Here is a 21331-nt window from a genome sequence, read left to right on the forward strand (position 1 = left end):
AAATATCAACAGCCAAGATGCCTGTGCCACAAGAAAATTCAATCTTTGTGGAACAGGCATCTTGCCTGTGCTTTAAATATCAACAGCCAAGATGCCTGTGCCACAAGAAAATTCAATCTTTGTGGAACAGGCATCTTGCCTGTGCTTTAAAATGGTGTCATATCTGAGTTTAATCCTTCTTGTCAAAAAACGCCGTCAGCGCCGTCCATGCAGACTTAGCCGCATCCGTCAAGCGAGTGCCGATCGACTCAATTTGCTTCACAATAAGGTGCCAATTCTTTTCAGCTTCCGTGTGAATGTGGTCAACAGCTTGTTCGATGCGATCGCGTTCGATCAATTTATTTTGTTCCACCGCTTCTCGCGCTTGTCGCACTGCTTTCAAATAAGCTTCGCGACTGACTTCGCCGGCATCTTGCACCTGCGCTTGCGCCCGCGTTTTAATCGCATCTACCACCAGCCAATTTTTCTCAGTTTCTTTTTTAATCAGCTTGACTGCTTCTGTGAATCTCTCGTGGGCGAGATCCTTATTTTCTTCGATCGCCCCGGAGGCCTTATTGACAGCTTTTAAATAAGCTTCGCGGGTGAGTTCGCCCGCTGCTTGCACTTCGGCGGTGGCGCGTTTTTTAATTGCTTCAAACAGCGCCGCAGTTTCTGCGATCGCCTCATCAGTCGCGTCGGGCATCTCTTTTTTGACGAGCTCCGTCGTTTCGAGAGTTGCCTCTAAAACTGGTTCCTCGGTTACTTTTGGATCTGTCATCTCAATCTTCTCCTGTGGTAGTAAACATTTTCAAAAAATCTCACAGTCCCTGGATGCAGACTTTGTAGGTGTAGCGCCAGAAAGAATTGTGGTCTTTTATACAGACTTTGTACGTGTAGCGCCAGAACGAATTCTGGCATTTAATAAGAACTAGGCAATTCTTATTCCAGCTTTATCAACTTTTGTATCCGCGCTTACCTAGTTGGAATGACCTCAGTTCTATTACATTATATCTACCAAAGTTGCTCTCGTGTGTAGGATACCGCCAATTTGTAGGTACGGTTTAGCGCACTTAAATTAGTGATATAGCAATCCTAAATCATTTGTAAATTTCTTACTCCCTCACCTTGGGTTCGGGGAGGGTTGGGGTGGGGTAAAAAGTGTACGACTCCTGCCGTGATATAGCAATCCTAAATCATTTGTAAATTTCTTACTCCCTCACCTTGGGTTCGGGGAGGGTTGGGGTGGCGTAAAAAGTGTACGACTCCTGCAAGGATTGCTATAAGTCTCTCTACCTAACAAAACACACACTAATAAACTTGGTTTTTCAACACAATAAAACGGGCAAATTTAATACTTTCAATTTGCACACTGCAAATCTTCGCTTTCGTCGGTATATAACAAGTGGTGACATCTTTGAGCGTGCAGTAAAGATTGAGGGAATTCGTACTTAGATAAGAGGATCTCTTCGAGTGCAACTTTCATTTGATTGGCGCAGATATGTGGAGGCACTTTGCCCATTCCCGTACCCATGCCGGGAATAGCGATAGTTTCAATGATATGTTTGACTGGCGTTCCATCTGGGACTGAGCCAAATTTTACGAGAGTCAAAATAGCGCGGGTTGCTAGATAAACATTTACTGTTTCTCTTACAACTGTGGGGACGCGCATAATTGGTGCCGCGATTAAATAGGGAATTTCAGCATGGTCGGTGTCTACAATTTCTGCCATTCCTACTAAAAGTTCGCCGTGATGTCGAGCCTGAATTAGTTTTTGCAAGCGTTCAAGAACCTGCCCTCCAAAATATTCCGAAATTTCTAAATCTAAGCCGTCGTCCATGAAACCAAAACTATTCCCCGGACTAACAATAGCATCGCATTTCACATCAAATATTGAACCGTGATGTATCTTTACATTTTCCATACTGCCGCAAGTGCTTTCCCACGCTCTAACTAAACCATCGTCTAAGGTAGCCAGCACAATTTGCATAAATACTCTCTCTTAATTTTAATTGCGAACAGCTAGAGCGATCGCCAATTTAATCCTACAATACTTTACATAATTCCGCTGAATTTAAAATTCATCTCAATTTCAACGAGCAAAGGTTCAATAGCTACGACATTTTTTGAACGCACACACCCTTAACCTAATACAGGGAGCCCTTTTAACGGGGTTGCCACCCTCTCAGGTTTAGGTGTGATGAGCTGTACTGCATCGTGTTTTCCCGCTGAGGCGCTAAAGTCTGCAAGCTGTTTCCCTATCTGGTTTTCAGTTTACTCTTTCTCGGTTGAACTCACGTTTAATAAATAATGCTTATGGCGCTCCAATCGGGAGCATCTCATATTTGTAAAAACACTTCTTCTGGCTCCTGAATTCTGACTCTTTCCTCCGGGCTTCGGGCTCCGGGCTCCTAACTCCAATTTTGGGCTTGGCTGCTTTCATTGAGATGCTCCCCTCCGATATCGCAGTTCTCAATAAAATGAGGTACACACCGCTCGCAACTGATGCCCACGGAGGCCACGGAGGCCTATGCCCGCGAGAGCACCTCATGTTACTGAGAAAGGCTATATCGCTGTTCTCAAAAGAACGGTTGAGGATTTAAACAGCGTTTGGTGAGTTTATGCTCGTACATCAGTTTATCAGCCTTTGCCAGCAATTGTTCTAATAAAACTTCATTATTTAAATCCCCAAACTGCACACCAAGACTTATTGATATATAAGCTCGCTCGGACTGTTGATTAAAGCGATCTATATTGTCTTGCAGCCGAGCATGAAAATTAGTAGATGAATCACCAGAAAAGTTAGGAATAAATAAAGCAAATTCATCTCCTCCCAGTCGAGCAACAATATCCGCCTCACGAAAGGTTTGCTTCAATATTTGAGCTGCGTCAACGATTACTCGGTCTCCCATTTCGTGTCCTAAAGTGTCGTTAATCTTTTTCAAACCATCTAAGTCAGCGAACAAAATAAAATAAGATGTTTGCGTGCGCCGAGCAATTTTTAATTGTTGATCTGCTAATAAAAAGAAACCCCGTCGGTTATATAATCCAGTTAATTCATCGGTCACGGATAGCTGTCTTACTTCTGCTTCTGCCCTCAGACGTTCCTGGATTTCGTGTTCTAAACGTTGATTTTGTTCGAGCAGTTGTTGGCGTTGCTGTTGGATGAGTAATTGATTTTTTACTCGCATCAGCACTTCCTGCTCTTGAAAGGGTTTGGTAATATAGTCTACGCCACCCAGTTCAAAGGCTCGTACCTTGTTTTCCAGTCGTTCGAGCGCACTGATAAAAATAACCGGGATCTGAGCACTCGTTTCCGATGCTTTTAACTTTTGGCAGACTTCGTACCCATTCATCTCCGGCATATTGATGTCAAGTAAAATCAGAGCAGGTGGGTCGCGATGAACACCTTGGAGTGCCATTCTGCCGTTGAGGGCTTTACGCACAATATAGCCCTGTGACTCTAGAATTTTGGCTAACAAGCGCAGATTGTCTGGGGTATCATCCACGATGAGAATATTCGTTTGGGCGGCAAGTTTGAATAGAGTTGTCATGGTCTTCTTCCTAAATCTGGGTGAGAGTTGCGATCGCTTCAAGCTGAAAGTTATCGACCAGAGATGTCATCGCCTCGATGAAATCTTGTTTTTCCTTGGGAATTTGAGCGATAAGTTCATAAAGCTTATTATCACTAAGATCGAGTGCTGCTTCATGAACTTCTGCAATCCACTTGGTGGGCATGGTTTTCAAGTCGGGAGTAAATATCTTTGGTGGCGAAGCTGATGAGTCTGGCGGAACTTTTTCGGCGTAGCAGTAGCGGACGCCCAAGTGATGAGCTATTTTGTTGAAAAGTGTGTCTTCAGTAAACGGCTTGGCAATGTAGTCATCGCAACCGACTTGCAGGCTGGCGATACGATCGTCCTCAAAAGCATAGGCAGTGAGGGCAATTATGCGTGTAATTTGTCTTTTGTCCTGTGAGATTTGCCCTGAGTTATCTGCTGATGACTCATGACTCATGACTAATGACTGTTGTGCTCGAATCTGTGTCGTCGCTTCATAACCATCCATGACAGGCATTTGAATGTCCATCAAAATCAAGTCAGGGTGCCATGTTAGCCAACGATCGATCGCCTCTACCCCATTTTCCACCGCACACACATCAAACCCAACTGACTCCAGCAGCGTCACCAGCAGTTGCCGATTTTCTGGAACGTCTTCTACTACTAGAATTCGGTAGATAGGTTGCCCAGGTGCGAGCCCGATAATCCGATCGCTAATTTCAGGTTCCTCTACATCAACGGACTCTGGTAGTTCCAAAACGACTTGGCAGGTAAAAGTCGAGCCTCGATCCAGGGTGCTTCGCACGGTGATATCGCCTCCCATCAGACGCGCAAACTCACGACTGATAGACAGTCCTAAACCTGTTCCTCGATCGTGACGATCGCGATCGGTTTGCATGAAAGCCTCAAAAATAGATTCTAAATCTGAGGGAGAAATGCCAGATCCGGTATCCTCAACTTCGAGACACAGGGTAATAGTTGGTTTAACGTCGGGTTGATTAGTGGCGCGATCGCCATTTGTACCGGATGGCATATCATCTGATGAAAAAGATCGTCCGCGCAGGGCTATGCTTCCTGTTGTTGTAAATTTGATCGCGTTCCCAAGCAGATTAATCAAGATTTGGCGAAGTTTTACTCGATCGCCACAGACATAACGCGGGACAGTAGCATCCCACTCGCTGCTCAAATATAACCCTTTCTCAGACGCTTTGAGGGTGAACATCTCGTTAATAGAACCCAGTAGTCGATGCAGATTAAAACAGCTTTTACTCAGTACCAATTGCCCTGCTTCAATCCTAGACATTTGCAAAACATCGTCGATCAATGTCAGCAGGTGTTCTCCACTACGGGTAATGATCCCTAAATGCTCTTGAAATTCTTCTGGGATATAGGGGCTGCGGTTCATAAGCTGGGTAAATCCCAGAATGGCGTTGAGTGGCGTTCTGAGCTCGTGGCTCATGTTGGCAAGGAACTGGCTTTTGGCACGGTTGGCTATAGCTGCCCTTTCTGCAGCGTGTTCTAGGGCAGTTTGCGAAAATTCTAACACCGCCAGCATGAGGATATGTCTCATTTCGGCGGCAGCTTCTAACTCTGCAATCTGCCACGGATAAGACATCTGGCGCACTGTCTCTTGCCACAGTTCAAAGGATTGGCGGGGACACAGGTGCATTTTTCCAATGTCGTCGATCGACACAGCATCCTGTGGATTACCTGCCCAGTTTACTGTTTGAATTTGCTCGGGTCGGAACCAAAGGATATGGTATGACTTTTGTTTGGCGTAGCATAGCAAGATTGAGATTGCTAAAACACCGCTAGCTCGCTCTTTGAATTGCTTCGCTTGGGGATAAAACTGAGACAAAGAAGCTGTTGCAAACACTCGTTCTTTGTTCTGTTGCAGCAACCACTGCACGAGTTCGCCAACCTCAGCTTCAGATGGTGTTTGACCCACCAATGTCAGACGACCATCGAGCAGAATTGCAGCTCCCTGAGCATGAACTAAATCTAGCAATTGAGAAGCATTTTCCGTCAATACCTGTTCGATAAAATTAGAATCTCGCCGGAATGCCTGCTGAAGTTGATCCTGAATAGTTTTCGCCTGCGATCGGTAAACGTTCAATTCTCGCTCTTGCTGATGTACCAGTTCGATCGAGGCAAATTGTCCTAAAAATTCACAGGTTTTGCGAGTTTCGTAATCTACCAATCGCGGGCTGTAATGGTGACAGGCAATTAATCCCCAGAGACGCCGATCGTCAATTAACGAAATCGTCAGTGTCCCAGCCACTCCCATATTCTGCAAATATTCAATGTGGTAGGGAGATACTCCCCTTAACACACAAGCACTGAGATCCTGGGGTGTATTGGTTAGGGGATGGTGGGTGGGAATTAGGCGGGCCGGGGTGTAATTGATATTGGGAATTTGGCGCACCCAGTTGCGGTAAAACAATTTGCGGGCGGGTACCGGAATATCGATCGCCGGGTAATGCAACCCCAGGTAGCTTTCTAGATAGCTTTCTTTCTCTTCAGCAATCACCACCCCATGATCATCGGCTTCAAAGCGATAAATCATCACGCGATCGAACCCGGTCATGGCTTTCACTTCTCTAGCAATGGTTTGAGCTAAATCAGAAAGACCGAGCGCAGTGCGAAAGTTGAGGATAACTGTTTGCAGACGATGATAAAAATCGATTGAACGATCATTTTCAATAGTCAATTGGGGTTCGATCTCCAGAATTAACTCATCGGATATCTGATGCAGGGTGCTTCTAAATGTTTGAACATTGCCTTCTTTTAGGGGTATTTTTAGATCAAAACTATTATGAATGTTGAGGTCTTCTTGATTTAGATACCTGACCATTTTTTGTACTTGCTCGTGACCAAATAACCCTGGCAATGGCTGACCTAGCAATTCTTTTGCCGAAATCCCAAAAAACTGTTCTACATTTTCACTGGCCTGTAAAATATTGAGGCTGCTTCCTTGCAGCAAAAAAATGATTCCGTGTGGCTGAATATGACCTGGAGCATACACGGATTCTTCACTGCATTCCTCTAAACTTGTTAAATCAAAAGGAGTGATTTGGGAGATTTGGCTAACGTTATGAGGCATTTTATGTCAGTTATTTACAATAAAAATTAAGGATGTTTTTCAAGAATTACCAAAATTTAGATTTTCTTTTTGTTCGCTGTTCCTAATTCCCTAGTCCTAATCAAACGTTTAATTGCACAACAGCTTATAAATCCAATGGAGAAATTCCAATTGGGAAATGGTCTTGAATTAGATTAATGATTTTCTCAAATTGATACTGGTTGGCAAGTTCCGTCAGATAAATACCCAATTGAGCGAGGTCTGAGGAAAGTTCAGCTACCAGTTCAACGATCGCAACATCATCCCCACATAAAGCAGCATCTTCCAACTCAACCACCCATTCTTTTGGTAATTTCGCCAGAAGCGTTGGATCGAGGGAATCTGGGACGGAAGAGGCAACAGAAGAGAGGTAAGAAGGAAAATAATCTGTTCCCCGTTCCCCCTTTTCTGTTTCCTCTTCCTGATATACATACTCTAAACCTAGGTATTCCGCCATCTTAAGAAATAGGGTTTGTTCCTGGAAGGGCTTGCTGATGTAGTCGTTGCAACCAGCAGCTAAGGCGAGGGCGCGATCGCTCTGGGAAGCTTGGGCCGTAAGTGCAATAATGATACTGTTCTGTCTGTTTTCCATTGCCCGAATTTGCTTGGTAGCTTCGTATCCATCTAACACGGGCATCCGAATGTCCATCCAGGTTAGGTCGGGTTGCCATTGTTGCCAAATCTGCACCGCTTGCTGTCCGTTGGTAGCTTCTTTTACCTCTAATCCTAATTGTGTCAGTAATCTGACCATTAGCAAGCGATTTTCTGCTTGATCGTCAACCACCAAAATGCGACGCTCCGGTTGACTGGGAGCCAGCCCAATCACGAGGCGATTATTCTCTTCGGGTGTAACATTTACTCCACTGATGGGGCTGACGGGAAGGGTAAAAGTGAAGGTACTCCCCTCTCCCAGAGTGCTGCTGACAGAAATTTTTCCGCCCATGAGTTCCAACAATTTGCGGCTAATGGTGAGACCTAACCCAGTACCGCCGGTCGATCGCTTCCCAGCTTGGGCTTGCACAAACGCATCGAAGATGGTATCGAGTTCGACCGATGCCATCCCTACACCTGTGTCAGCGATTACAAACTGGAGAATCGGCCGAGTTGTGGTTAATGCCCCTGTACCGTTCGCCTCAATGCTGACTTGCAAAGTAATGCTTCCCCGATCGGTAAATTTGATGGCATTACTCAGCAGATTGAGCAAAACCTGGCGCAGTTTTTGAGCATCGACAAGCATAAATTGGGGAACTTCTGGCGCAATCTCGAAACAAAGGTGAAGTCCTTTAGAACTTGCTCGTTCCGCCAACATATTTCGGAGGGAATGCAGCATCGCAATTAAGTCTAATCCGCTTTGTTCAACTGTGCAGTGTCCCGATTCAATTTTCGAGAGATCCAACACATCGTTAATCAAACTCAAGAGGTGATCGCCACTGCGACGAATTGTTTGCAGGTCTTCTTTTTGGTTCGGAGTTAGGCAGGAGTCATGGGCCATCACCTGAGCAAATCCTAGAATCACGTTGAGGGGAGTGCGTAATTCGTGGCTCATATTGGCTAGGAAGGTACTTTTTGCCAAGTTCGCTGCTTCTGCGGCTTCCATTGCGTGCTGCAGTGCCAATTCTTTTTGTTTGCGATCGCTGATGTCTTTGTGCGTTCCAATCATCCGTAAAGGCTTACCATCTTCATCGTAGGCAACGACTTTCCCGTAGTTAGCGATCCACTTCCACTCACCTGACTTGCAACGCACACGATAGTCAAAGGCATACTTAACTGAGCTATTTTGCAAGTGACTATTCAGAGACTCAAAAACCCATAATTTATCATCAGGGTGAATCATTTGCTCCCAGACGTTCACATTCATCATTAACTCACCAGGCTTGTAACCCAGCATCTCCTGGTAGTAGGAATTAATGTAAACTTCTCCAATTTTAATGTCCCAATCCCATAGTCCATCTCCAGAGGCTTCTAGTGCCAGCATTAAGCGTTCCTCACTCAGTTGTAAAGCGGTTTCAGCTTGATGCTGTCGCGTCACATCGATCGCCACACCACCTACTAGCATTTGCCCAGATAAGTCGGGGATGAGAAATTTGTAAACCAGAAACTCACCCAGGGTTCCATCTTGACGGGAGGCAATCTCAATCGTTTCCATTACCTCGTAGGTTTGAGCAACCGTTTGGATATTGTCTAGAAATTGTTGGGCGATGGCGGCGGGGTAAAGTTCAAAAATGGATTTTCCAATCACATCGTCAGTGGGTAACTCGAAGGTATTGAGATAAGTCTGGCTGGCATAGAGCATTACACCATTTTTATCGGTAATCCAGGCAGGGGCTGGGCTGTGATTCATGAAGGCTTGGAAGCGAGTTTCACTCTCTCGGAGTGCCTGTTCTGCTTGTTGGCGTTCCGCTTCGTTGCGTTTGCGATCGCTAATATCCCGGCAGATACAGAAGTTCATCATCTCACCTTCTAATTCCACCCGGTTCCAGCTAATTTCCACGTCATATACAGAACCATCCTTGCGGCGATGTCGCGTTTCAAACAGCGGAATAACCTCCTCTCTCTGGAGCATAAGTTGTAGTTCTTCCTTCGTCCATTCAGCATCCCAATCAAACACACTCAGATTCAGGGTTTCTTCTAAGGTGTAGCCCAGCATTTGAGCAAAACTGGGACTAGCTTCGACAACTTTTCCGATCCAATCCATGACAACAACACCGTCCATTGAAGTGTTGAAGAAGGTTTTACTCCGCAGGAGTTCCTGTTCTAGTGCAAGTTCGGCTTTTTTGCGATCGCTAATATCTTTCATGAAGCAGTAATGCCCCATAAATTGGTGCTGTTCGTCGTAAGTTGAAATCATCACCAATTGCTTATAAAAAACCGAACCATCTTTACGAACGCCTCTGGTTTCAACTTCAACTCTGCCCTCTTGCACCATCAGCCAATAGGCTGCCACCAGTTTTTCCAACTCATCGGGATGTACGGTTTTTTCCCAGGACATCCCGATCATTTCTTCTGGCTGATAGCCTGTCACGTCAGAATAGGCTTTATTGGCATAGAGGTAACGTCCTTGTACATCCAGTTTGGAAATGCCGGACACCGCATTTTGCATCACCTCACTCAGTTCTCTAAGCTCTGCTTCTGCTTGTTTGCGATCGGTAATATCTTCAGACAAACAAAGTAGGTACTGGGGCTGATGGCGATCGTCGTAAATGGGAATCTTCACCGTATGGAGCCAACGTTTACCCAGACTATGACTATCGATGATTTCTTCAGGAATATCCTCAGCAATGCCCTTGAGAAAGACTTCTCTATCCTTTTGCTCGAAAAATTTTGCCTGTTCTATGGGGAAAAAATCATAGCCACTTTTGCCAATGATTTGTTCGGCTGAAATCCCAAATAAATTTTCGCTAGTTTTATTCCAAAACTGAATGAAACCAAAATTTTTAGGATGTACATCCTTGACAAAAACCGCAATCGGTAAATTATCCAACAGTGCTTGTAAGAAATTGCGAGTTTTTTGGATTTCCAGCTCTATTTTTTTGCGCTTGCTAATATCAATAAACGTAACTATAACTTGTTTAATTTGACCGTTTTGATCTAACTCCGGGTAGGCATTAACTAATACCCAAACAAAACTATTAATTCCTTTTTTAATTCCTAAAACATGATTTTTGAGGGAAGTTCCCGTGGATAAAACCTGATTCACGGGATATTCCTCTAGGGGCATCACGCTGCCATCTTCCCGCACCAAATGCAATGCCGGATCGCTCACGGGTTTTCCCAGCATTTGATCCATTGAAAACCCTAGTAATTCAGCGGCTGTTTCATTACATAATTGGAGGCAGGTATCTGTCCCATGAATCACAAAACCCGCATTTAAGTTATCGATCAATTGCCTATATCTGGCTTCGCTTACCAGTAAAGCAACTTCAGCTTGCTTGCGCTCCGTAATGTCGGTGTGAGAGCCAGCCATCCGAATTACGTTACCGGCATCATCCCAAAGTGCCTGACCACGATCCAAAATCCATTTGTAGGAACCATCTTTGCAGCGAACGCGATGTTCTGTAATATAAAAAGGAGTTTTCTTGGCAAAATGGTCTTGAACGGCTTGCATCACCCATCCCAAATCATCGGGATGTATCAGATTAACCCATTCGTCTACAATGTTTTTGATTTCATGGTCTTCATAGCCCAGCATTTCCTTCCAGCGACTAGAAAAGAAGACCTCATTGGTTTGAACATTCCAATCCCAAATGCCGTCATTATTCCCGCGTACAGAAAGTTCCCAGCGTTCTTCACTTTGACGTAGTGCTGCTTCTGCTTGTTTGCGGTCAGCAATATTCCGGGCAATCTTTGAGGCTCCAATTATATTCCCTGTTTCGTCTTTAATGGGGGAGACACTAATCGAGACATCGATTAATGTTCCATCTTTCCTCAGCCTTTTTGTATCGTAGTGTTCGATGCGTTCTCCTCGCTGGATTTTGGTGATAATTTCGTTTTCCTCATCTCGATAGTCTGCGGGAATCAGTTTTCTCCCTGATTGCCCTACTATTTCGGCCGCTGTATAGCCAAAAATTTTTTCTGCTCCTACATTCCAACTTGTAACTACACCCTCTAAATCTTGGCTGATAATGGCATCTTCCGAAGATTCAACGATCGCAGCTAGTCGAGCGATCGCAATTTCTGCCTGTTGTCGCTGGTGAATTTCCCATTGCAACTGATGATTGGCTTTTTTGAATTTATCGACTTTGCCATAACTAACTTGTGCGAGATACACGACCAAAATCAGCAGCCACACTAAAATTAAGCCACCAATTAACACAACTGTTGGCAAATAAAAATCTTCTTTTCCTACTAAATATAAGTTGGGATAAATATCTACTCGCCACTCTGCACTATAGGCTCTTATTACAACTGTTTTAGGCCGTGAATGAGGAGATAAAAACTCTTGACCGTAGATCAAATTTGTGCCATCATATATAGCCACCTTGTACGCAGGAGGCACTTTTAAAATACTGTCAAATAGAGTTTTAAACTTAAAAACTCCGACAATAAACCCATCAAACCGCTCCCCTACAAATAAAGGAAAACTTGCTAGAAATCCTTGACCCCCTTGAGCGAGGGAAACATTGCGAGTTAACATAGGTTGACGCAAATCACGAGCCACTTGCAAAGTGATTTTGCGACGCAGTTCCTGATTAAGATCTAGGTTTTGCGCTGCCTCATTCCCAGCCAGTGGCACAATCGATCGCACTTTAAATGATGGATCGACTAATGCGATCGCCTGATAACCGTAGAAATCCTTTACATAAGCATCAGCATCGGCTTCCCAAAGAGCCTTTGGTGTACCGCCATTGGCTTCCCAGCGATTCGCCATCTGCCGAAGTGTCAGCATCCGAATTGATAATTCTTCGGTCAGTTGTGCATGAATCGCATTGGCTTCCTGCTGAATTAACTGCTCAATGTGAATTTGTCCGTTGAGGGTTAGCTGTTGCCACGTAAATAAAACAGCAAGAGAAGCCACCACACCAAGCAGAAGAGGTAGCAATCTTTTAAGTGGTCTTTGGCATAAGGTTATCATCAGGTTGAGTCGAGTGATAGCCATAAATTAAGCGCTCTCTGAATAGAGCTGCCTTCAATTTAATGGGCGATAATTTCAATTTAATTATACAACACAGCAAAGTTTTGAGAGTGAAAACCCGTTAACGCTAGGACAATCTCTAAACTTGATCAGCCCTAAATAGAACTGTTAAATTCTACCGATAAATAATCTTGTTCCTTAAGCCCTAGCTGTCTAACTAAATTTAGAGAGGGCGATAAGCTAGATCTGTTCAGATTGTAAATAGGTATTGTTTGCCAACAGTGGCGGCAAAACCAGTAGATTTGATGCTCGCGAACGTGACGGAGCATTTGATTCGAGCAGCAGGGGCAGTGTGTCATAAATACCTATTTTTTAACTAAGGGGTATTTCACTCTTGTTGCAAAGTGCTGTAAGCTCGCTTGAAGCAACGATAACAAGACCCTATACAAAAAAAATAAAGATTTGGTAAAGAAGACAAAATGCTTAAAAAAAAGATACAAGTTTAAACAATTTGTAATAATATTAGGAGCGCAGAGAATTTTTATCCCACAATACGCACATTGTTACACACCTTGTAATGTCACATCTGTTTATTGAGAATTGTACACTATTCAGAGGCAATTTATGAAGGTATCACGGGCAGAGAGTCGGGTGTAAAAGATGCGGTATCAGGAACAATCGATGCCTTCGCTAGCGACGGAATGCTGTTAGTAGGAGAAGCGCTGACACAGGGTTTAACTCAAAGCCAATATTCTGTTATACCGGAGCCGCCTTTAACCTGCATTTCTTACTGCATGATCCTGCCAGCAAGCGACACTGAATGGAAAGAAACAGTCAATAATTATATTCGCAATCAAAGTTCGACGAATTTGTTGGAAAAAGTGCTGGGGCGCAATTCTCCTTTCCTACCGATGAGTGTCGCCGATCAAGATAAATGTATTGTAAAACTTCATTGAGTTTGTAGGCAATTGTAGACAATAATGGTATCATATAGCCATGAGTGCCAACTAATGAATAAGTACAACTCAAAGCACGGAAGTCTCAGATGCAACTAACGGAGAGGCATATTATTAAATCAACGGAACACCGTTTCGCTCTTATTGACCAACTAGCTTTCAAATCCAAAAATCTGTACAATGCTGCTAACTACGTCATTCGTCAGAACTTTATCTACGGATGGGGCTATATCAATTACAACGAGATGAACCGATTGATGAAGTCTCACGAAGCATATAAGGCTTTGCCTGCTAAAGTTAGTCAGCAAATCTTGATGGTTCTAGATAGGAATTGGAAGTCGTTTTTTGAAGCCGTCAAAGCTTACAAAGCCGACTCTTCTAGATTCACGGGTCACCCAAAGTTGCCAAAGTACAAAGATAAGCTTAAGGGGCGAAACCTTCTCGTCTACACGATTCAGGCGATTAGCAGCAAACAGTTGAAAAGCGGAATCATCAAACTTTCCGGTACTGAACTTTCAATTAGAACTAAAGTTGATCCTGACCAGATTTGTCAAGTTAGGTTGGTTCCGAAATGTGATTCCTATGTGATTGAGGTAATTTATGATGAGCCGGAGTCCAGCGCCAGCGACGACAAATTCGTAGCCGGTATTGATTTAGGACTGAATAATTTAGTGGCGCTAACTTCAAATCAACCGGGATTTATTCCGCTGTTGATTAACGGGCGACCGTTAAAATCGATTAACCAGTTCTATAATAAGCGCAAAGCGAAACTGCAATCCCAATTGAAAGGGTGTCGCAAAACCTCATCACGCATTCAGCGACTAACTCGCTGTCGCAATCAGAAAGTAGACAATTACTTGCATCATGCGAGTCGCACTATTGTCGATATCTTGACAGCGCAACAAATAGGGACGCTAGTAATTGGCAAGAATGCCCAGTGGAAAACCGATATCAATCTTGGAAAGCAGACTAACCAAAACTTTGTCAGTATTCCTCACGCTCGATTAATTGAAATGTTGGAATACAAAGCTTTCTTGGTTGGAATCAAGGTGATCGTGCAGGAGGAATCCTACACGTCCAAAGCTAATTTCTTAGGCTTAGACCCAATTCCTGTTTACGGAAAAATAGAAACAGAACCTGTATTTACCGGAAAACGAATTAAGCGAGGTTTGTACAAAACATCGAGTAATCAGTTGATTAATTCTGACGTAAACGGTGCTTACAACATTCTCAGAAAAGCAATCCCAAATGCGTTCAGCTTTCTTGATAGAGAGCTGCGTAGTTCAGCCGAGGCGGGTCAATCCGCTCAAAGTAAAAGCGAAGGGGGAGGGGCTGATGCCTCCCATGTCATTGCAATAAATGACTATACTTTTACCAGCTATTTGAACCCAAATCGGGCAAGGTTTTCGCCGCGCACCAGAAGAATAGCGGTAAGGTGCGGATCTTGTCAGGGCAAGTCCGATCGCTGCAACCAGTGGCGTCAATACGCTCTAAACTGGATTCAGGAAGGCGCGCAGCACAGGTTTAGGAGGGTCATCAGTGACAGAAAAAAGTTATCAATCGTCTTCTCTACCCACCTACGCGCGAAAAGAACTGCGGGAATTAGTTCGATCGCAGTTAAGGGCCCTGTTGGAAGAAGGAGACTTTAAAGGAGCAAAAGCGATTTTGCACCCGGTGCAGGAAGCAGACATAGCTGAAGCTATCGAAGGCCTGCCAGAAACCATGCAAGTAATAGCTTTCCGCTTGCTTTCCAAAGACGAAGCAATCGCAGTCTACGAATATCTCGACTCCAGCGTTCAGCAGTCCCTCTGCGAAAAATTCAAACGCCAAGAAGTCATTGACATTGTAGACAAAATGTCCCCGGACGATCGAGCTAAACTCTTTGACGAACTGCCGGCAATATTAGTCCGTCGCCTGTTGGGGGAATTGAGCCCAACGGAACGAGAAGCAACGGCTCAACTTTTGGGCTACGAAGCCAGTACCGCCGGTCGGATCATGACCCCGGAATACATTTCTCTGAAAGAAAGCTTTACCGTCGCCCAAGCTTTAGACCGCATTCGCTCTTTGGCTAGAACTACCGAAACAATTTATTCTCTTTACGTCACCGACGCCGGACGCAGTTTGACCGGTATTTTATCCCTGCGGGATTTAGTCACTTCCCCCCTGGACAAAACTGTCGGCGAAATTATGACCCGCGACGTAGTTTCTGTTCAAACAGGAACGGATCAAGAAGAAGTAGCTAGGCTGATCCAGCGTTACGATTTTTTAGCTGTGCCCGTTGTAGACCGCGAACAGCGTTTGGTCGGCATCATTACAGTTGACGATGCGATCGACATTTTAGAACAAGAAGCAGCCAAAGATATTTATACCTTGGGCGGCGTCCAGTCCGGCGGCGACAATTATTTTCAGACCGATTTAATCACTGTTGCCCGGAAAAGGGTCGTGTGGCTGTTTGTTCTGCTTTTAACTAATACTGTCACCGGTGCAATTATTAGAGCTCAAGAAGATATTTTGAACCAAGTAGTCGCCTTAGCAGCTTTTATTCCCCTGCTGACTGGCACTGGAGGCAATGTCGGAGCTCAGTCCTCAACAGTTGTAATTCGCGGTTTGAACACTGATGAAATTACAGCAATGGGGCCGTTTCAAGTAATTGTTCGCGAGGGGATGGCGGGAGCGCTGCTAGGAGCTATATTGGGGACTGTAGCGACGGGCTGGGCTTACACTCTGCAAGGGAGTTTAGAAGTGGCACTCGCGGTGGGAGTGAGTTTGTTTGCGATCGCAATTTTAGCTTCTATTGCCGGTTCAGCTCTGCCGTTTCTATTTCGTTCTTTAGGTTTAGACCCCGCTTTAATGTCTGCTCCCTTTATTACTACCGCAGTTGATGTCCTCGGGGTGTTGATTTATTTCACTTTAGCTCGACAAATTTTGCAGCTTTAATATATTTAATTAGATGGCTGTGAATAAAAAACTTAATCTGTTTTTCACCACTGCTAAATTCGGGGTCTACGTGCGATTACATACCGGATATCTGCACTCGCGCGTACTTTATTTTTATCGGCATACTTGCACCAGTTGAAAAAAAGAATGCAACTATAGGCCCGTGATCGAAACTCCGAGCTTCCTCAGTCATTCCAAATCTAAAATCTAAAATCTAAAATCTAAAATCTAAAATGGTATTAGCCTATGTCATCATCCAATTCACCCACCAAAATCCAAAATCCCAAGTCGAGCAATTGGTTAGAAACTGCTGAAGTGGTTTTTATTGCTGCCTCTGCTGTGGGATTGGCTGCTAGTTTGGTTTGGGAACAGAGCGTTTATGCTCAAGTACCTGTAGTGATTGCGTTGGTGTTGAATTTTGTGAACCGACAGAAGCTGCACAAGCAAGTTAAAGCAAGTACGGCGGCCACGTTCGATCGCGTAAATCAACAAGCAGCTACTACCGATCGCGCGATCGAGCAATTGCAACTTGCTGTAAATGCTTTAGACGAAGCTCTTTCTCAAACATCTCGCGAAAATCTCAATGTTGGGCCTGGAGAAAACGTACACTCTCTAATTTCAGCAATTGAGAACCTGCGCCAGCGACTAATAATTTTAGAAAAAACTATTAAAATGATTCAAAGCGAGATCGAACTCACCAGCCGCCAATTCAAACAGCGACCGGAGTTGCAACAAATCGAAACTTTGACAACAATAATTCTGGACTTGCAGCAGTTTATCAACGAACTGCCACAGTGGGGCAATTTGCAGCAGCGCCAGCTAACTGAACTTCAGCAAAAAGTAGACAATGCTTTGGCTGAGATCTCAGAAGAAATTGCTGCGATTCCCAACCGCGTGCAAGAGGCGCTAGCTAGTCGCGGTGGGGAAATTAACCCACAGCTTGGTTCTGGTTTGAATGCCGAGCAAAAGAATGGTTATCGACCTAAAACCCAGAATGAGAAAATTCGCCAGAAATATCCCAGAGCTTATGTTAAGTGGAGTCAGGATGAAGACGAAAATTTGAAGAAAGAATATGCTAGCGGTCAACAAATTGACGAATTAGCTCAGAGATTTCAGCGACAGCCTAGTGCCATTCGTTCGCGCTTACAAAAATTAGGCTTAATCAAATAATGGGAATTGGTAATTGGTAATTGGTAACCACAGAAAACAGAAAACAGACAACAGTCAACAGTCAACTGACAACTGACAAATAACAAAACGATCGCCCTTTTTTTTCAAAAGAGCGATCGCTTTGTTTCTGTATTCAGTACCGGCTGCTAACAGCGGGCCACTAACATTACATCTCAAGGCTTTATAGCCTTGGTCTACCTCATTTTAGAAATCTTGGGGTAACAAAGAACTTAAACGCTCCAACAAAGGATCGGAATTCCGAGGAGGAGCAACTTCAGCATCAGGCACTACATTATCATCCGCCACAGACTCAGACTCAATCGGGCCAGGCTCTACTACTTTTGAAACTTGGGCAAAAGAAACTTGAGCAAACTTACTGTTAACACTCCCCTGCAACTGATCCAACTGCGCGCTGAGTTGACTCAGTTGATGTTCCAGTCCCTCCAAACGGCTTAATTCCTCTGCCGAAACATTGTGCTCAAACTCAGCAAATTTTACCACAAGTTCAGCAATACGCTGTTCCAACCGTTGAAAGCTCTGTGTAGAGCTAGCAGACTCAGATACAGACAAAAACTGCCACAAAGCTTGCTTGCAGAGATTGCTGAAAGTCTGATACTTCGTGAAAGCCAACTCTTTTTCAATAGCGGCCAGCAAAGTTTGATCCGCAGCATCTTCCGTAAACGCCACCGAGAAATTCGCCTTATTTTTTGCCCACAGTGCCATAGGGTTCAAGCCTTAATGCGTTACTTTATCGTGGCTAGCTGAGCCTCAGCATAAATAAACTGTCCCAAAGCATTAGCTTTCCGGGAAGGCTGAGCCAAGTGAGCCTTAAGATTGGCGTCTTTAAGCAAAGGTTGCAACACCTCCCAGAAAAACTCGCCGCCACCGCCAGTCAGAACCACATCCGTCACACGTTCGGGCAACCACTGCACCAAACGTTCGGACAGTTCGTTAGCGAAAGCCTCCCGCAAATCCTTAATAATCGGATCTAAATTAGTCGGCTTAGTCGCTCCTCTGGGACGGTAAAAACGCTGGCCTTCGGGTTTATTCACCGCTTCCAGTAAAGACAGAGATTGAGGGTCTGCCCCCGGAATCTTTGAGGCAACTTGTTCGTAGAACTTGTTCATTGCGAAGGAATCGCTCTTTGAAGCCGCCCGGGCAAACCGGAAACGATCGACCATTAACAAATCCGTAGTTTGGTGTCCGATATCTACAACAGCCACCGACAGTTCCGGCAACTCCGGCGTAAACTCCTTGTTATCTTGAGCCTCGCACCAAATCAGGCTGCCGAACCCTTCCGGCATCACCCAAACGTGACTGATGTTAATATCCACCCGCTCGCCCCGGTACACCACAACGTGGGGAGAGCGCAGTTGGCTGATAATCTCTTCCTTTTCCTTCTCAAACTGATCCTGCGAATAAAACGGCAAACCCAGCACAACTGCTATTTCGCCTTTCATCTGGAAATATCCAGCACAGGAAAAGACCTTAACCAAAGCATCTACTACTTTCGATTGGTCGGCGCCACCGAGATTAGCGCCAAAATCTGCTGCCAATTGACCTATAGCGTAGCCCTTGCCCTGGTACTCCAGCCACATATCCAACAGAGGGTCTGTTGCTTTGGACTCAAAGCTGCCGCCCCGCACCTTTTCTACGGGCATAGTAGCCACGTTGGCAGGGATGAAAACAACGCTACTCGGGTTGCGACTCACGCAAGCTTTAGTTGCCGTCCGACCCAAATCAGCACTAATAATCGATTTGTTAGAAGCGACTTTAGTCTGCTGGGTCAGCATAGCCGAATTAGGAACAAGCTGTCTAGTTGTCATTGAAATGTGTTACCTCACTGAGCCTCACCATTATCATGCCTTATCCCTTGACACTGCCACGCTTAAAGACAGTGGGTTTTGCGGCGATTCTTCTAACTCTACCTAGATCGGTATCGAAATCAGCACCAAACATTATATTCGGGACGATCGCCCTTACCGTAACTAACCTAACTTTTTCTGGAGCGATCGTCCTCGAAGCTCTGTTGCCTGAGAGTGCATTGTTAAGTTAAATTTAGTTAAGATTCTGAGTGTAAACTTTTGTCGCACTTCTCCGACACCGCGATCTTACCCGATCTGTCCCCAATTCAAGGCATCCGCATTTATGAAAATTTCTTGGCGAACTATACTACTTTGGACTTTACCCGCCTTAGTCATCGGCTTTTTCTTGTGGCAGGGGGCCTTTGCGCCATCCCCGGCAGAAATGAGCAAGAACACCGCCAGCACCCGCCTGAGCTACGGTCGATTCTTAGATTACTTAAACGCCGGTCGAGTGACCAGCGTTGACCTTTACGACGGAGGCCGGACGGCTATTGTCCTAGCAGTCGATCCCGAACTGGACAATCACGAGCAGCGGTGGCGGGTAGACTTGCCCTCAAATGCCCCGGAACTGGTTTCTAGGCTCAGAGACTCCAAAATCAGCTTCGACACTCACCCACTACGCAACGACGGTGCTGTCTGGGGACTTTTAGGCAATCTAGTATTTCCCCTGTTGTTAGTAGGAGGGCTGTTTTTCCTCTTCCGCCGCGGTGGCAACGTGCCAGGGGGCCCTGGCCAAGCCATGAACTTTGGCAAATCCAAAGCTCGCTTTCAAATGGAAGCTAAAACAGGCGTACTGTTCGACGACGTAGCAGGCGTTGAGGAAGCAAAAGAAGAACTACAAGAAGTAGTGACATTCCTCAAAAAACCCGAACGCTTCACCGCAGTCGGGGCGAAGATTCCCAAGGGCGTGCTGCTAGTGGGCCCTCCCGGAACCGGTAAAACCTTGCTGGCAAAAGCGATCGCAGGCGAAGCCGGCGTGCCTTTCTTCAGCATCTCCGGTTCGGAATTTGTGGAAATGTTCGTCGGTGTCGGCGCTTCCCGCGTTCGGGACTTGTTCAAGAAAGCTAAAGAAAATGCTCCTTGCATCATCTTTATCGATGAAATCGATGCAGTGGGCCGCCAGCGCGGCGCCGGTATCGGCGGCGGTAACGACGAACGGGAACAAACCCTGAACCAGTTGCTGACCGAAATGGACGGTTTTGAGGGCAATACTGGCATTATCATCATTGCTGCTACGAACCGCCCCGACGTACTCGACTCAGCGCTGCTGCGTCCGGGACGTTTTGACCGCCAAGTGAGCGTAGATACGCCGGATATCAAAGGCCGGTTGGAAATTTTGGAAGTTCACGCGCGCAACAAGAAGCTGTCTCCAGAGATTTCTCTGGACGCCATCGCCCGCCGCACTCCTGGTTTTACCGGCGCTGATTTGGCTAACTTGCTCAACGAAGCTGCTATTTTAACCGCCCGCCGCCGCAAAGAAGCGATTACGATGCTCGAAGTTGACGATGCAGTCGATCGCGTGGTAGCAGGTATGGAAGGCACTCCTTTGGTGGACAGCAAGAGCAAGCGCTTGATTGCTTACCACGAAATCGGCCACGCGATCGTCGGTACAATCATTCAAGCCCACGATCCAGTTCAAAAAGTTACCTTAGTTCCTCGCGGACAGGCCCGGGGCTTGACTTGGTTCATGCCCAGCGAAGACCAAGGTTTGATTTCTCGATCGCAAATTTTAGCCCGGATTAGCGGTGCCTTGGGTGGCCGCGCAGCCGAAGAAGTAGTTTTCGGCGATGCCGAAGTAACCACCGGTGCCGGCAACGACTTACAGCAAGTAAGTGGTATGGCACGCCAAATGGTGACTCGCTACGGGATGTCTACCTTGGGCCCGATCGCCCTGGAAGCTCAGCAAAGCGAAATTTTCCTCGGCCGCGACTACACCGCGCGATCGGAATATTCCGAAGAAATTGCCTCTCGGATTGACGGACAAGTTCGAGCAATTGTCGATCACTGCTACGACGACGCCCGCCGAATTATTCGCGAAAATCGCACCGTGATCGATCGCTTAGTCGATTTGTTGATTGAAAAAGAAACCATCGACGGCGAAGAGTTGCGCCTAATTGTCTCTGAATACACTTTTGTTCCTGAAAAAGAACAATACGTTCCTCAGCTTTAAGACTTGT

12 protein-coding genes and 1 pseudogene are annotated in these 21331 nt (G+C 45.5%); 6 read left to right on the forward strand and 7 right to left on the reverse strand.

Annotation, left to right across the window (positions count from 1 at the left end; genetic code table 11):
* Window positions 1-169: 169 nt before the first annotated feature.
* From QUB10_RS24370 to QUB10_RS24390, 5 genes are all read right to left on the reverse strand, one after another.
* Window positions 170-757: a hypothetical protein gene (locus QUB10_RS24370; RefSeq protein WP_333205809.1), complete on the reverse strand. Its 588-nt coding sequence runs from the start codon at window positions 755-757 to the stop codon at window positions 170-172.
* A 579-nt stretch (window positions 758-1336) separates the two neighbouring features.
* Window positions 1337-1966 (reverse strand): macro domain-containing protein, encoded by a 630-nt coding sequence (locus QUB10_RS24375; protein WP_333205810.1) that lies wholly within the window; start codon window positions 1964-1966, stop codon window positions 1337-1339.
* 589 nt (window positions 1967-2555) lie between these two features.
* Window positions 2556-3530, reverse strand: a complete 975-nt coding sequence (locus tag QUB10_RS24380) for a diguanylate cyclase (RefSeq protein WP_333205811.1) — start codon at window positions 3528-3530, stop codon at window positions 2556-2558.
* A 10-nt stretch (window positions 3531-3540) separates the two neighbouring features.
* Window positions 3541-6636 (reverse strand): response regulator, encoded by a 3096-nt coding sequence (locus QUB10_RS24385; RefSeq protein WP_333205812.1) that lies wholly within the window; start codon window positions 6634-6636, stop codon window positions 3541-3543.
* A gap of 124 nt (window positions 6637-6760) precedes the next feature.
* Complete coding sequence (locus tag QUB10_RS24390) at window positions 6761-12250, reverse strand: PAS domain S-box protein (RefSeq protein ID WP_333205813.1); 5490 nt, start codon at window positions 12248-12250, stop codon at window positions 6761-6763.
* A 569-nt stretch (window positions 12251-12819) separates the two neighbouring features.
* Between QUB10_RS24390 and QUB10_RS24395 the strand changes: the two genes are divergently transcribed.
* The 4 genes and pseudogenes from QUB10_RS24395 (at window position 12820) to QUB10_RS24410 (ending at window position 17289) form a co-directional block, all read left to right on the forward strand.
* The gene (locus tag QUB10_RS24395) at window positions 12820-13182 is read left to right on the forward strand and encodes a hypothetical protein (RefSeq protein ID WP_333205814.1); all 363 of its coding nucleotides are present in this window, start codon (window positions 12820-12822) and stop codon (window positions 13180-13182) included.
* A gap of 89 nt (window positions 13183-13271) precedes the next feature.
* Window positions 13272-14541: pseudogene (locus tag QUB10_RS24400) on the forward strand (RNA-guided endonuclease InsQ/TnpB family protein).
* A gap of 180 nt (window positions 14542-14721) precedes the next feature.
* Window positions 14722-16119 carry a magnesium transporter gene (mgtE, locus tag QUB10_RS24405; RefSeq protein WP_333205815.1) on the forward strand — a complete coding sequence of 466 codons (1398 nt, stop codon included), beginning with the start codon at window positions 14722-14724 and terminating at the stop codon, window positions 16117-16119.
* 246 nt (window positions 16120-16365) lie between these two features.
* Window positions 16366-17289, forward strand: a complete 924-nt coding sequence (locus QUB10_RS24410; RefSeq protein WP_333205816.1) for a hypothetical protein — start codon at window positions 16366-16368, stop codon at window positions 17287-17289.
* Window positions 17290-17493: 204 nt separating this feature from the next.
* On the opposite strand, the gene QUB10_RS24415 is transcribed toward QUB10_RS24410, so the two are convergent.
* Together QUB10_RS24415 and QUB10_RS24420 are read right to left on the reverse strand one after the other, a co-directional pair.
* Window positions 17494-18012 (reverse strand): hypothetical protein, encoded by a 519-nt coding sequence (locus tag QUB10_RS24415; RefSeq protein WP_333205817.1) that lies wholly within the window; start codon window positions 18010-18012, stop codon window positions 17494-17496.
* 20 nt (window positions 18013-18032) lie between these two features.
* A complete protein-coding gene (locus QUB10_RS24420) occupies window positions 18033-19115 on the reverse strand; it encodes a ParM/StbA family protein (protein ID WP_333041971.1) in 1083 nt (360 codons plus the stop codon).
* Between the two features lie 35 nt (window positions 19116-19150).
* Here QUB10_RS24420 and QUB10_RS24425 point away from each other — a divergent pair, with 35 nt between their 5' ends.
* Both QUB10_RS24425 and ftsH2 read left to right on the forward strand, forming a co-directional pair.
* Window positions 19151-19345, forward strand: a complete 195-nt coding sequence (locus QUB10_RS24425; RefSeq protein ID WP_333205818.1) for a hypothetical protein — start codon at window positions 19151-19153, stop codon at window positions 19343-19345.
* 92 nt (window positions 19346-19437) lie between these two features.
* Window positions 19438-21324: an ATP-dependent zinc metalloprotease FtsH2 gene (gene ftsH2, locus QUB10_RS24430; RefSeq protein WP_333205819.1), complete on the forward strand. Its 1887-nt coding sequence runs from the start codon at window positions 19438-19440 to the stop codon at window positions 21322-21324.
* Window positions 21325-21331: the final 7 nt, after the last annotated feature.

The organism is Microcoleus sp. B5-D4 (assembly GCF_036705145.1).
GTDB lineage: Bacteria > Cyanobacteriota > Cyanobacteriia > Cyanobacteriales > Microcoleaceae > Microcoleus.